This is a genomic window from Dactylosporangium sp. NBC_01737 (assembly GCF_035963215.1).
Taxonomy (GTDB): domain Bacteria; phylum Actinomycetota; class Actinomycetes; order Mycobacteriales; family Micromonosporaceae; genus Dactylosporangium.
This window is the reverse complement of the sequence record NZ_CP109153.1, coordinates 11,071,573-11,083,881: the sequence shown is the minus strand read 5'-3', so window position 1 is coordinate 11,083,881 and position 12,309 is coordinate 11,071,573. Positions and strand designations below refer to the sequence as shown.

12 protein-coding genes and 1 pseudogene are annotated in these 12,309 nt (G+C 74.4%); 10 read left to right on the top strand and 3 right to left on the bottom strand.

Translation table 11 applies throughout. The features are described from left to right. Positions 1–1,152 carry a baeRF10 domain-containing protein gene (locus OHA72_RS50990; protein ID WP_327003326.1) on the top strand — a complete coding sequence of 384 codons (1,152 nt, stop codon included), beginning with the start codon at positions 1–3 and terminating at the stop codon, positions 1,150–1,152. 138 nt (positions 1,153–1,290) lie between these two features. On the opposite strand, the gene OHA72_RS50985 is transcribed toward OHA72_RS50990, so the two are convergent. Beyond that, positions 1,291–2,478 carry a low temperature requirement protein A gene (locus tag OHA72_RS50985; RefSeq protein ID WP_327003325.1) on the bottom strand — a complete coding sequence of 396 codons (1,188 nt, stop codon included), beginning with the start codon at positions 2,476–2,478 and terminating at the stop codon, positions 1,291–1,293. Between the two features lie 36 nt (positions 2,479–2,514). Next, the gene (locus tag OHA72_RS50980) at positions 2,515–2,841 is read right to left on the bottom strand and encodes an STAS domain-containing protein (protein WP_327003324.1); all 327 of its coding nucleotides are present in this window, start codon (positions 2,839–2,841) and stop codon (positions 2,515–2,517) included. A gap of 174 nt (positions 2,842–3,015) precedes the next feature. Here OHA72_RS50980 and OHA72_RS50975 point away from each other — a divergent pair, with 174 nt between their 5' ends. The 6 genes and pseudogenes from OHA72_RS50975 to OHA72_RS50950 all read left to right on the top strand — a co-directional run bounded on the left by OHA72_RS50975 (position 3,016) and on the right by OHA72_RS50950 (position 8,666). Then, positions 3,016–3,420 carry an ATP-binding protein gene (locus tag OHA72_RS50975; protein ID WP_327003323.1) on the top strand — a complete coding sequence of 135 codons (405 nt, stop codon included), beginning with the start codon at positions 3,016–3,018 and terminating at the stop codon, positions 3,418–3,420. Between the two features lie 3 nt (positions 3,421–3,423). Beyond that, positions 3,424–4,245 carry an alpha/beta fold hydrolase gene (locus OHA72_RS50970; protein WP_327003322.1) on the top strand — a complete coding sequence of 274 codons (822 nt, stop codon included), beginning with the start codon at positions 3,424–3,426 and terminating at the stop codon, positions 4,243–4,245. Further along, the gene (locus tag OHA72_RS50965) at positions 4,242–5,411 is read left to right on the top strand and encodes a PP2C family protein-serine/threonine phosphatase (RefSeq protein WP_327003321.1); all 1,170 of its coding nucleotides are present in this window, start codon (positions 4,242–4,244) and stop codon (positions 5,409–5,411) included. Before OHA72_RS50970 ends, OHA72_RS50965 begins: the two co-directional genes overlap by 4 nt. 76 nt (positions 5,412–5,487) lie before the next feature. After that, the gene (locus tag OHA72_RS50960; protein ID WP_327003320.1) at positions 5,488–7,134 is read left to right on the top strand and encodes a DUF6194 family protein; all 1,647 of its coding nucleotides are present in this window, start codon (positions 5,488–5,490) and stop codon (positions 7,132–7,134) included. Positions 7,135–7,190: 56 nt separating this feature from the next. Further along, entirely contained in the window at positions 7,191–7,457 is a 267-nt protein-coding gene (locus OHA72_RS50955; protein WP_327003319.1) for a hypothetical protein, read from the top strand. Continuing rightward, positions 7,454–8,666: pseudogene (locus OHA72_RS50950) on the top strand (cupin domain-containing protein). Before OHA72_RS50955 ends, OHA72_RS50950 begins: the two are co-directional and overlap by 4 nt. Positions 8,667–8,708: 42 nt before the next feature. Here OHA72_RS50950 and OHA72_RS50945 read toward each other — a convergent pair. Then, complete coding sequence (locus OHA72_RS50945; RefSeq protein ID WP_327003318.1) at positions 8,709–8,882, bottom strand: CsbD family protein; 174 nt, start codon at positions 8,880–8,882, stop codon at positions 8,709–8,711. A 162-nt stretch (positions 8,883–9,044) separates the two neighbouring features. On the opposite strand from OHA72_RS50945, the gene OHA72_RS50940 reads away from it, so the two are divergent. The 3 genes from OHA72_RS50940 to OHA72_RS50930 all read left to right on the top strand — a co-directional run bounded on the left by OHA72_RS50940 (position 9,045) and on the right by OHA72_RS50930 (position 12,265). After that, positions 9,045–10,631, top strand: coding sequence for a methyl-accepting chemotaxis protein (locus OHA72_RS50940; protein WP_327003317.1), 1,587 nt, complete (start codon positions 9,045–9,047; stop codon positions 10,629–10,631). A gap of 82 nt (positions 10,632–10,713) precedes the next feature. Beyond that, complete coding sequence (locus OHA72_RS50935; RefSeq protein WP_327003316.1) at positions 10,714–11,049, top strand: YciI family protein; 336 nt, start codon at positions 10,714–10,716, stop codon at positions 11,047–11,049. Continuing rightward, positions 11,039–12,265 carry an RNA polymerase sigma factor gene (locus OHA72_RS50930; RefSeq protein ID WP_327003315.1) on the top strand — a complete coding sequence of 409 codons (1,227 nt, stop codon included), beginning with the start codon at positions 11,039–11,041 and terminating at the stop codon, positions 12,263–12,265. Before OHA72_RS50935 ends, OHA72_RS50930 begins: the two co-directional genes overlap by 11 nt. Positions 12,266–12,309 lie beyond the last annotated feature (44 nt).

The window sequence follows — 12,309 nt, the reverse complement described above, 5'->3', positions numbered from 1 at the left end:
ATGACCACGCACGAGCAGACCGATCGCATCATCCGGTTCGACGGCGGCGGGCTGCCCGTCGTGTCGCTGTACGTCAAGGTCGAGCCGGACGGCTCCCCGCACACCGACGGCGACGTCCAGACCCGCGTCAACAGCCTGCTGGACCCCGTCCGCGCCCGGGAGAAGGACCGCTCGGTGGAGGCCGGCGCGCGCCGGTCGCTGCGCGGCGACCTGGACCGCATCACCCGCGCCGCCGCGGACTCGCGCTGGAAGCCCGGCATGATGGCGCTGTTCTCCTGCGCCGGCCACGACTTCTTCGAGGAGGTCTCGCTGCCGCGGCCGGTCCGCGACCGGCTCGTCGTGGACGGCACGCCGTGGGTGCGGCCGATGCTCGCCGTCCTGCAGGAGTACCGCCGGATGTGCGTGCTGATCGCCGACGACGCGGCGGCGCAGATCTGGGAGCTGCACCAGCGCGAGATCCGCGAGGTCCGGCAGCTGCGGGACCCGGCACTGCGCAAGCCCGACTACGCGTACGGCATGGTGGAGCACCGCATCCACAACAAGGGTGAGGAGCTCGCCAAGCGGCACCACCGGCGGGTCGCGGCGACGCTGGGCGACCTGTTCCGCGCCGAGGGCTTCGACCTGCTCGCCGTCGGCGGGCAATCGCACCAGGTGTCGACCGTGACCGGGTTCCTGCCGCGGGAGCTGCGGGACCGGCTCGCCGGGACCTTCACCGTCGACGCCGCCACCGCCACGCCCGCGGACGTGCGGCAGGCCGCCGAGACCATCATGGACGCCTACGAGCAGCAGGAGCAGCAAGCCCTGGTCGCCGAGATCACCGAGGCGGTCGCAGAGCGCCGGTGGGCGGCGCTCGGCCTGGAGACGTGCCTGTGGGCCGGCTCGGTGTCCGCGATCGACAAGCTCGCGGTGACCGACGGTGTCGAGGCGCCGGGCGTGGTCTGCGACCGGGACGGGTGGATGGCGCTGACGGGGGACACCTGCGCGGTGTGCGGCGGCGCCACCCGCGCCACCGCCGACGTCGTCGACGAGCTGATCGAGGCCGTCACCAACGACAGCGGCACGGTCCGGCACATCCGCGCCGAGACCGACCTGCCCGGGCTCGGCGCCCGGCTGCGCTTCCCCCTGCCACCGAAGCCAGCCGTCCCGGTGTGAGCCCGGCCGCCGATTCCCGGCGTCCGAGGTGAGCCCGGCCGCCGGATCCCGGCGTCCGGTGTGAGAGGCCGGCCGCCGAAGCCCGCCGTCCCGGTAGGTGGCCGGCCGCTGCGGCCCGGCGTCGCGGTGCGCGGCCGGTCAGGTCTCGGTGGTGCGCAGGGCGCCGCGCTGCTGCGCCCGGATCCCGGCCAGGACCACCACGAGCAGCGCCGCCGCCACCAGCCCGGCCGTCGCCGCCGGCGGCCACGCGGTCGGTGCGCCGGCGGCCACCACGAACGGCACCGCGGCCAGGGGCCACGGCCACGCGGCCAGCCAGCGCCGGGCGGTGCCGGCGATGACCGCGGCGGTGCCGAGCAGGAACAGTGCCGCGCCGGCCGGCAGCATCCACCGCCCCAGCGTCGACACGTCACCCTCCGGGTGCAGGATCAGCTGCTCCACGCCGATCGCGGCGGCGGCCAGGCCCAGTGTGAGCGGCAGGTGCGCGTACACGTAACCGTCGGCGGCGCCGCTCTCCTGCTCGTCGTCGGTGTGCACGAGGTGCTGCTTGCCGGCCGCGCCGCCCAGGTCGAAGTAGTTCCACCACAGCGCCGCCACCGCCACGAAGCAGACCGCCGCGACGAGCACCGGCGCCGTCGTCCAGTGCGTGTCGTGGACGCCGAGGACGACCGAGGCGACGGACTCGCCGAGCACCAGGATCACGAACAGCCCGAAGCGCTCCGGCAGGTGCTCCAGATGCAGCGGGACGTTGTCGCCGAACCGGGTCGCGGCGACCGGTGCGAGGGCCTCCAGCGCGATCCCGAGGCCCCACAGCAGGAACTTCCAGTCGCCCGGCACCGCGAGTGCCGCCACCCAGCAGGCCGCGCCCGCCGCGGCGCCGATCAGGTAGATGCCGATCGTCGCCCGTGCCTGCCGCACGTGCCGGTACGCGCGGGCGTACAACGCGAACAGCACGACCCTGGTCGCCAGGTAGCTCAGCGTGAACGCGGTCGCCGTGCCGCGGGTCGCGTCCGGGGCGCTGGCGGCCATGCCGAGCACGGCGGCGGTCGAGGCGAGCTTGCCCAGCCGGTACAGCACGTCGTTGGTGTCGAAACGGTTCGCGTACAGCGTCGTCGTCACCCACGACCACCAGGCGACCGTGAACAGCCCGGCGAACACCGCGACGCCCTCGGCCGTCAGGTCCTTGGCCAGCCGCGCCGCGAGCTCCGCGATGACCAGCACGTAGGCGAGGTCGAAGAACAGCTCCAGCCGGGTCGCGGCGCGGTCCACGTCGGTCAGCAGCCGTGGCGGGCGGATCAACGGTGCGGGGCGCTGCTCGGCATCGGGCATCCACCGCGGTTACCCATCCGGCTCGCGCGCCACGCCTCAAGCCCCGGGCGGCCCGCTGAGGATCGCGGTGACGCCGGTCATCTCGAACACCTCGTCGACCTGCCCCCGGGCGCCCTGCACGCGCAGGGTCCGGCCGGTCTTCTCGGCGTTGAGCTTGCAGCCCACGAGCGCGCCGATGCAGCTGGAGTCGATGAACCCGACCGCGGACACGTCGATGACGATGCCCGTGACCGTGGCGTCCTCCAGTAGCGCGTCGACGTGCCCGACGAGCGCCGACCTGGTCGTCAGGTCCAGGTCACCCTCGACGTCGAGGCGCGCGGTGCCGTCCGGTCGGGGGCCGCCGGTGGTGTACGACGCCGCCATGCCGCCTCCTTCATGACCAGGTCTGATCTTGCCCGCGCGAATGGTATCGCCCGCGCCCCGGCCGTCACGAACCCGCCGCGAACCCGCCACGGTTCGCTGATGCACGGTGTGGGTACAGTGACGATCGGGGGCAACATGGCAGGGCACGATCTATGCGCAGGGGCGCGGTGACAGATGACACGCGACCGCTTACGCTCCGTGTCCAGGGAGTTCACCGGTGACGGTCTCCGGCGCATCCGCGACCTCGTGGACCAGACCGCCCGCGTCGCCGGGGTCTCCGCCGCCAACGCCCACAATCTCGTGATCGCGGTCAGCGAGCTGGCCGCCAACGCGGTCCGCCACGGCGGCGGCAGCGGCAGGATCCTCATCGAGCAGACCGACGACGGCGTCCGCGTCGAGGTCAGCGACCACGGTCCCGGCCTGCCCGAGCACCTGTCGCAGGAGCTGCCGGCGCCCGACGCGGTCAGCGGCCGCGGCCTGTGGATGGTCCGCCACCTGTGCCGCGACCTGCACATCTCCAGCACCGCCCGCGGTGTCACGGTCCGGTTGTTCATGCCCCGCACCGAGCCGGCGGCCTGACGCGTGGACGTGCCGGCACGGCACAACGTGACCTTCAGCGGCCCCGCGCCCGAGTCCGGGCCCGGCGGCGGCCACGTGCTGCTGCTGGCCCACGGGTTCGGCTGCGACCAGCACATGTGGCGGCTCGTCGCGCCCACCCTCGCCCGCGACACGACGGTGGTGGCCTTCGACCACGCCGGGGCGGGCGGCGCCGACCCGGCCGCCTGGAGCCCGCAGCGCCACGCGACCCTCGACGGCTACGCCGAGGACGTCCTGGCCCTCTGCGACGCCCTCGACCTGCACCGGGTCGTGCTTGTCGGGCACTCCGTGGCCGCGATGATCGGCGTGCTCGCCGCCAACCGCGCCCCCGGCCGGTTCGCCGCGCTGGTCCTGGTCACGCCGTCGCCGCGGTACCTCGACGACGACGGCTACACCGGCGGCTTCAGCCGTGACGACATCGAAGAGCTGCTGGACTCCCTGGACAGCAACTACCTCGGCTGGTCCGCGGCGATGGCACCCGCCATCATGGGCAACCCCGACCGTCCCGAGCTCGGCGCGGAGCTGACCAACAGCTTCTGCCGCACCGACCCGGCGGTCGCCTCGGCGTTCGCTCGGGCGACGTTCCTGTCCGACAACCGCGCCGACCTCGCCCGCGTCACGCTCCCGACGCTGATCCTGCAGTGCCGCGAGGACATGATCGCGCCACCGGAGGTCGGCGCGTTCGTGCACGCGCAGATCGCCGGCAGCCGCCTGGTCACCCTCGACGCCACCGGGCACTGCCCGCAGCTCAGCGCCCCCGCCGAGACGGCCGAGGCGATCAGATCGTTCGTGTCGACGCTGCCGTGACCGGGCCGCCGGGCGACGGCCTGGACGACGACATGGCCGACCTGTACGACAACGCGCCGTGCGGGTACCTCTCGACCCACCTCGACGGCACCATCGCGAAGATCAACGCGACGCTGCTCGGCTGGCTCGGCAGCACCCGCGACGAGGTCGTCGGCCACCGCCGCTTCAGCGAGCTGCTCACCGTCGGCGGCCGCATGTATCACGAGACGCACTTCGCGCCGCTGCTGCACATGCAGGGCGAGGTCCGCGGCGTCGCGCTCGACCTGCGCACCGCCACCGGCGCGCGGCTGCCCGTGCTGGTCACCTCGGCCGTGAAGCACGACGCCGAGGGCAACCCGGCCCTGATCCGCACCACCGTCTTCGACGCCCGCGACCGCCGCGACTACGAGCGGGAGCTGCTGCGCGCCCGGCAGGCCGCCGACCGCGACCGCGAACGGCTGCGGCGCCTCGTCGCCGGCCTGCAACGCAGCCTCCTGCCCGCGGTCCTGCCCGTCCCGCCCGGCATGCGCACCGCCGCGCACTACCACATGGCCTCACCGGACGAGGTCGGCGGCGACTTCTACGACCTGTTCCCGCTGCCGGACGGCCGCTGGGCGTTCTTCCTCGGCGACGTGTGCGGCAAGGGGGTCCAGGCCGCCGCCGTCACCGCCCGGGCCCGGTACACGCTGCGCGCCGCCACCGTCTACGACCCGTCGCCCGCCGCCGTCCTCGGCAACCTCAACACCGTGCTCTGCCAGGACGCCGACACCGGCCCCGGCGACTACTGCACCGTCGTGTTCGGCGTGCTCACGCCGACCGCGACCGGCTACCGCGCCGACCTCGCCGGCGGCGGTCACCCGCCGGCGCTGCTGCTGGGCGACGGCGGCACCGCCGAGTTCCAGCCCACCACCGGCGGCACCATCATCGGCCTGCTCCCGCGGGTACCCATCGCCACCCGCACCGTCGAGCTCGGCCCGGGTGACACGCTGCTGCTGTACACCGACGGCGTCACCGAGGCGCGGACCCCGACCGGCCGCTTCGGCGCGCAGGCCCTGCGGTCGTTCGCCGCGGACCATGCGAGCGCCGGTGCCGCCGGCGTCATCGACGCCCTCACGGGGCTGCTGGCCGACCTCGGCACCGGGATCGACGACGACACCGCCCTGCTCGCCCTGCAGGTGCACCGCTGATTGAGACTTTTCCGGCCCATGCCGTGCCAGGTCCGGAGGAAGTCTCACAGGACGGTTCAACGATACGGTTGAGGTCATGACTGCCGTTGCCGCCCAGGTCCGGGCCCTGCTCGCGACGCTGCCCGCGCCGCCGGAACTCCTTGCCCTCGGCGAGCCGACGCACGGCGAACCCGCCTTCCCGCAGCTGCGCAACGCACTGCTGCGGTCGCTCGTCGAGGACGGCTACCGCTCCGTCGCCGTCGAGTCCGACCGCGTCGCCGCGCTCACCGTCGACGCCTTCGTCCGCGGCGGCGACGGCACCCTCGACGCGGTGACGGCCATCGGCCTCAGCCACGGCCTCGGGCAGGTCGACGCCAACCGCGACCTCATCGCCTGGATGCGTGAGCACAACGCCGGCCGCGCGCCCGGCGACCAGGTGGCGTTCCACGGCTTCGACGCGCCGCTGGAGATGACCACCGCGCCCAGCCCCGGACCGTACCTGCGGCACCTGCACGAATACCTGACCGCGCACCTCGGCGCCGACGGGTTCGCGCACGGCCACGACGACCTCGCCGCACTGCTCGGCGACGAGACCCGCTGGGGCGACTTCGCCGCGCTCATGGACGCCGCGAAGTCCGTCGGCGGCGGTCCCGGCGCCGTGACGCTGCGGGTCGTCGCCGACGACCTGCTGACCACCCTGTACGCGGAGGCGCCCCGCCTGGTCGCCGCCTCCTCACCGCGGGCGTGGCGGGACGCCGAGGTGCACGGCACGACGGCGCTCGGGCTGCTGCGCTACCACGCCGTGGCCGCCGACCCGATCCCGCCGGCCCAGCGCACGTCGCGGCTGCTGGGGATCCGCGACGCGCTGATGGCCCGCAACCTCCTCGACATCCGCGACCGCGAGCGGCACCGCGGCCCGACTCTGGTCTTCGCCCACAACCGGCACCTCCAGCGGCACCCGAGCACCTGGCACCTCGCCGGGATGGACCTCACCTGGCACAGCGCCGGCGCCGTCGTCGCGACCCTGCTCGGCGAGCGGTACGCGTACATCGCGGGCAGCCTCGGATCGAGTGCCGCCCTCGGTCTGGCCGCGCCGGACCCCGACACGTTCGAGGGTGCCCTGGCGGCCGCCGGTCCCGCCGTCGTGGCCCCTGCCGCCGCGCTGCGTGGACTGCGGCAGCGGACCGACGTCACCGCCGAGCAGGGGTATTTCCCCCTCGACGCGGCGACCGTCGCCGGCTGCGACGCCGTGCTGCACGTCCCCGCCGCCGCACCGGACGGGCCCCGACCGGCCGACCTCGCCGAACGGATCCTTGCGATGCCCGGCGTGGAACTGCTCCTGGCGACCGAGGAGGGCGGGGCGCCGCGCACGAGCTGGGGCGACCGGTTCTTCTACGTCGGCCCGGACCGGCGGATGCCGTTCGCCACGATCGTCGGGCAGGACACCCCCGGCTGGGACGAGGCCTCACGGCTGGACCGGCCGGGCGTCTTCCGCGTCAACGTCCACGCCGGGCGCGAGGCGTTCCAGCGGCTGCTCGGATACCCGCCGGCGGAGCTGGAGGAGCGGCAGGCGGGCATCGACTTCGCCCGCCTCGACACGGTCCTGCCGCACCCCGCGTACGGCCGCCAGGGCTGGGTCTGCATCCTCAACCCCGGCCCGCGGACCGCCCCGGACCTGGAGGAGCTCATCGCGATCGCGCACCGGCGGGCGGCCGGGACCGCACGGCTGCGTCGATCCGGTTGACCATGTGACGGGTGGGGTACCGGGGAGACTCCAACCCCACCACGAGGAGTTCAGCGATGGCGCTCAACGACGACGACATCACCACCACCCCGCCCGGCCCCGGCCCCGAGGGACCCGCCGACGGCGGTGCGGTGCCGGCCGCGCACGACGGCGGCGCCGACGGCGGCGCGACGATGGACGAGGGCAGCGCCGACGGCGGCGCGAACATCGAGGCCGAGGACGGCGGCGCCGACGGCGGCGCAGACCCGAACGAGGGCCCGAACGACGGCGGCGCGGACGCGCGGGCAACCGACGGCGGCGCGGACGGCGGCGCGAGCGAATGACCGACGGCAGCGGCGGCGCGCGGTCCGCGCTGCGCCGGTGTGTCCCACTCCCCGCCGACGACTTCGCCGAGCGGTACTGGGACCGCGCGCCGCTGCTGTCGCGCCGGCTCGACGACTACACCGACCTGCTCGACCTCGACGACGTCGACGAGTTGCTGAGCCGCCGGGCGCTGCGCACGCCGTTCGTGCGGATGGCACAGGCGGGCAAGGTGATCCCGGCGGCGCGGTACACCGGCGGCGGCGGGCCGGGCGCTGAGATCGGCGACCAGGTCCGCGACGAACGGGTCTTCGAGCTCCTCGCCGGCGGCGCGACCCTGGTGCTGCAGGGCCTGCACCGGCTATGGCCGCCGCTGGTCGACCTCGCCGGTGGGCTGGGCCGCGAGCTGGGCGTGCCGGTGCAGATCAACGCGTACCTGACGCCACCCGGCAACCAGGGCTTCGCCACCCACTACGACACCCACGCCGTGTTCGTGCTGCAGGTCACCGGCACCAAACGGTGGCGGGTCCACCCGCCGGTCGTCACCGACCCGGTCGAGCGGCAGCCGTGGGGCGGCCGCGCCGACGAGGTCGCCGCCGTCGCCGCGGGCGAGCCGGCGCTGGACGTCGTGCTGGCACCCGGCGACGCGCTGTACCTGCCGCGGGGCTGGCTGCACGCCGCCGAGGCGCAGGACGACTGGTCGCTGCACCTGACGGTGGGCCTGCGCGCACCGACCCGGCTCAGCGTCGTCGAGGCGCTGCTGGACCTCGCCGCCGACGAGCCGGCCCTGCGCGCCGGGCTGCCGATGGGCACCGACCCGGGCGACGGGGCGTCGATCGCCCCGTGCTCGCCGACACCGTCAAGGCGCTGCACGAGTGGCTCGACACCCTCGACCCGCACGCCGTCGCCGGCCGGTGGCGCCGGACCACCGCCGCCGCCCGGCCGGCGCCGATGGGCCGGTCGCGCAGGCGGCGGCCCTCGCCCGGCTCTGCGCCGGCGACCGGGTCCGGCTGCGGCCCGGCCTGCCGGTGCGCGTCACCGAGGCGGACCGGGTCGCGGTCGAGGCGCCGGACCGGACCGTCACGATGCCCGCGATCTGCGCGGCGGCGGTGCGCGCGGTGCTCGACGGCCGGGTGCACCGCGTCGGTGACCTGCCCGGCCTCGACGACGACGACCGGCTCGTCCTGACCCGCCGGCTGCTCACCGAGAGCATCCTGGTCCTGGACGCATGAAGGGCCGGCGCCCCGTGAGGTGCCGGCCCTTCATGCGGAGCATCAGTCCTTGAACACGTCCTTGATCTTCTCACCGGCCTGCTTGACGCTGCCCGAGGCATGGTCGACCTTGCCCTCGGCCTCCAGCTGCTCGTCGTCGGTGGCCTTGCCGACGCCTTCCTTGACCTTGCCCTTGGCCTCTTCTGCCTGGTTGTCGATCTTGTCGCTCAGTCCCATAGCGAACCCCAATCCCAGACGGTCCGTCAGGCGCCGCCGACGCGGCACGCTGTCCTAGTGGTGCCCCCTCCCGACCCACCGAAACGGCGGTTCACCTCAGGCGCACCGCCGCGCTACCGATCTGCACTTGGGGAAGTCCTGCGACCCACGGGGTGATCGGTGATGACGGGTTGGCTCGCGAACCGGGCGGTCCGCACGAAGGTGCTGCTCGTCGTGGCGATCCTCGGCGTCGTGGCCCTCGCCGGCAGCGGCGTCGCGACCCTGCGCCTGCACGAGCTCAAGACCGAGGCCGAGGCGCTGTACGTCCGGGGGCTGCTGCCGGTCGCCGAGCTCAGCGAGGTCCGCGACGACATGGCCGCCGTGCGCGTCGCCGTGCTCAACCACGCGAACACCACCGACGCGCAGGAGAAGGCCACCTACGAGCAGGCGTTCGCCGCCGCCGCCACCAAGTTCGCCGCCAACCTGGCTGCGTACCGCGCGGCGACCGGCGGGCCGGCCCTCGCAGACGACCTCGGCGCCGTGTTCGGCCAGTACCGCGACGCGGTCGACACCCAGCTGCTGCCCGCCAGCCGCAGCGGCGACCTCCCCGAGGCCGAACGGATCAGCGACGAGGTCACCGGGCCCCTCGCCACCAGGACGGCGGACCTGGTGCAGCGCATCGGCGAGGCGGAGCGCGTGGCCGCGGAGCGCCACCACGACCGGGTGCGCGCCGCGTACGGCAACGCGCTGCGCTGGACGTGGGGGCTGCTGGGCGCCGGGCTCACCCTCGCGGTGCTGTTCGCGCTGCTCGTCGCCCGCCAGCTGGTGCGCGCCGTGTCCAGGGTCGCGCACGTCGTGGCCGGGATCGCCGTCGGCGACCTGACCCGCACCGCCGACGTGCACGGCCGCGACGAGCTCGGCACGATGGCGGGCGCGCTGAACACCGCCACCGGACAGCTGCGGGCGTCGATGCAGGCCGTCGGCGCGAGCAGCACCTCCCTCGCCGGCGCGGCGCAGGAACTGTCCGCGGTGAGCAACCAGATCGCCGCGAGCGCCGAGGAGGGCAGCGTCCAGGCGGGCGTCGTGTCGCAATCGGCGGAGGAGGTGTCCAGCAACGTGCAGACCGTCGCCGCCGGCACCGAGCAGATGGGCGCCGCCATCGCGGAGATCGCCCGCAGCGCCGCCGACGCCGCCCGGGTCGCCGGCGGCGGCGTCCTGACCGCCCGGTCGGCGTCGGAGACGATCCGCAGGCTCGGGCACTCCAGCGGTGAGATCACCACCGTCCTGAAGGCCATCACCGCGATCGCCGAGCAGACGAACCTCCTCGCCCTCAACGCGACCATCGAGGCCGCCCGCGCCGGCGACGCCGGCAAGGGCTTCGCGGTCGTCGCCGGCGAGGTGAAGGACCTGGCGCAGGAGACGGCGAAGGCGACCGGCGACATCTCCGCCCGCATCGAGGCGATCCAGCAGGACGCGGCCGCGGCCGTCGCGGCGGTCACCGAGATCACCGCCGTCATCGACGAGACCAACCAGTACGCCACCACGATCGCCGCCGCCGTCGAGCAGCAGAGCGCCACCACGAACGAGATGACCCGCAACGTCGCCGAGGCCGCGTCCAGCGCCAACGAGATCGCCAGCAACATCAGCGGCGTCGCCGAGTCAAGCCAGGTGACCAACGAAGGCGTCGCGCAGACCCGCACCGCCGCCGACGACCTGGCCCGCATGTCGGCCGAGCTGCAGCAGATCGTGTCCCGGTTCCAGCTCGTCTGAAAATTTTCCGCCGGATGTGTCCGGATGCGGCGGCGGCGTTCGTCACCATGGTGAGATCCCGTCCAGCGGAGGATGCCTGACCATGAAGTACATGATGTTCGTCTGCACCGACACCGAACCCGACACGGACACCGCGCCCGAGCCCGACATCGACGCATGGGTCGCGCAAAACGACCAGGCCGGGCGGCGGCTGCTCGGCAACGAGCTGGCACCGGCGTCGGCCGCGACCACCGTGCGCGTCCGCAACGGCGAGCTGCTGGTGTCCGACGGCCCGTTCGCCGAGACCAAGGAGGTCATCGTCGGGTTCGACATCCTGGAGTGCGCCGACCTCGACGAGGCGATCGAGGTCGCCCGGGCGCACCCGATGTCGCGCTGGGGGCGGCTGGAACTGCGCCCGTACGCGGCCGTTGCACAGTGACGGGCGGGCCGCGACGGCTACGGCCGTCGCGGCCGCGGCCGCCGATGCCTACTCGAAGATCGTCGCGACGCTGATCCGCGTCACCGGCGACTGGACCCTCGCCGAGGACAGCGCCCAGGACGCCCTCGCGGCCGCCCTGCAGCGGTGGCCGCGCGACGGCGTGCCCGGCAACCCCGGCGGGTGGCTGATGACGGTCGCCCGCAACCGCGCCATCGACGTGCTGCGCCGGGCGAAGGTCGAGCAGCGCAAGCTGCGCGACCTTGCGGTGCTGGAACTGACCTCGGGTGAGGGGGAGCCGGTGACGGGGCTGGACGGACTGGACGACCGGCTGCGGCTCATCTTCACCTGCTGCCACCCGGCGCTGCCGCTGGAGGCCCGGGTCGCGTTGACGCTGCGCACCATCTGCGCGGTGCCGACCGGCGACATCGCCAGGGCGTTCCTGGTCGCCGAGCCGGCGATGGCCCGGCGGCTCACCAGAGCCAAGGCGAAGATCGCGACGGCCGGGATCCCGTACCGGGTGCCGGCCGGACCGGCGCTCACCGAACGCCTCCCCGGCGTCCTCGCCGTGCTGTACCTGCTGTTCACGCAGGGGTACAACGCCGACGGTGAGCCCGCGTTCGCCGACGAGGCGATCCGCCTCGCGCGCCTGCTCGGGCGGCTCATGCCGGACCAGCCGGAGGTACCGGCGCTGCTGGCGCTGTTCCTGTTCCAGCACTCGCGCCGCGACGCCCGCCGCGACGCCGCCGGCGACCTGCTCACCCTCGACCGGCAGGACCGGTCCCGCTGGGACCACGCCGCCATCGCCGAAGGGGTCGCGATCCTGGCCGGGGTCGAGTCCGACGGCGGCCCGTACGCGCTGCAGGCACACATCGCGGCGTGCCACGCCACCGCCCCGTCGGCGCAGGACACCGACTGGGCCCGGATCGCCGGCTGCTACGACCGGCTCGCCGCCGTGCAACCCTCGCCGGTGATCGCGCTGAACCGGGCCGTCGCGCACGGCTACGCGTCCGGGCCGCGTGCGGGGCTGGCGCTGCTGGCCGCGGCCCGCGCCGGCGGCGCCCTGGACGGCTACCCGCACGCGCTCGCCGTCGAGGCCGATCTCACCGCCCGGCTCGGCGACCGCGACCGCGCCGCGGAGCTGTTCCGGCGGGCCGCGGCGGCGGCGTTCAGCGACGACGAACGCCGCGCTCTGCTGGCCCGGGCGTCCACCGTTTGAGCGGTTCAGTACCTCCACTGAGGTTTTGCACGCCGCCCCGGTGC

What these genes read in the sequence shown, in the direction of transcription:
- OHA72_RS50990 (WP_327003326.1), top strand. Translation starts at nt 1, where the DNA reads ATGACCACGCACGAGCAGACCGATCGCATCATCCGGTTCGACGGCGGC.
- OHA72_RS50985 (WP_327003325.1), bottom strand. Translation starts at nt 2,478, where the DNA reads ATGCCCGATGCCGAGCAGCGCCCCGCACCGTTGATCCGCCCGCCACGG.
- OHA72_RS50980 (WP_327003324.1), bottom strand. Translation starts at nt 2,841, where the DNA reads ATGGCGGCGTCGTACACCACCGGCGGCCCCCGACCGGACGGCACCGCG.
- OHA72_RS50975 (WP_327003323.1), top strand. Translation starts at nt 3,016, where the DNA reads ATGACACGCGACCGCTTACGCTCCGTGTCCAGGGAGTTCACCGGTGAC.
- OHA72_RS50960 (WP_327003320.1), top strand. Translation starts at nt 5,488, where the DNA reads ATGACTGCCGTTGCCGCCCAGGTCCGGGCCCTGCTCGCGACGCTGCCC.
- OHA72_RS50955 (WP_327003319.1), top strand. Translation starts at nt 7,191, where the DNA reads ATGGCGCTCAACGACGACGACATCACCACCACCCCGCCCGGCCCCGGC.
- OHA72_RS50945 (WP_327003318.1), bottom strand. Translation starts at nt 8,882, where the DNA reads ATGGGACTGAGCGACAAGATCGACAACCAGGCAGAAGAGGCCAAGGGC.
- OHA72_RS50940 (WP_327003317.1), top strand. Translation starts at nt 9,045, where the DNA reads ATGACGGGTTGGCTCGCGAACCGGGCGGTCCGCACGAAGGTGCTGCTC.
- OHA72_RS50935 (WP_327003316.1), top strand. Translation starts at nt 10,714, where the DNA reads ATGAAGTACATGATGTTCGTCTGCACCGACACCGAACCCGACACGGAC.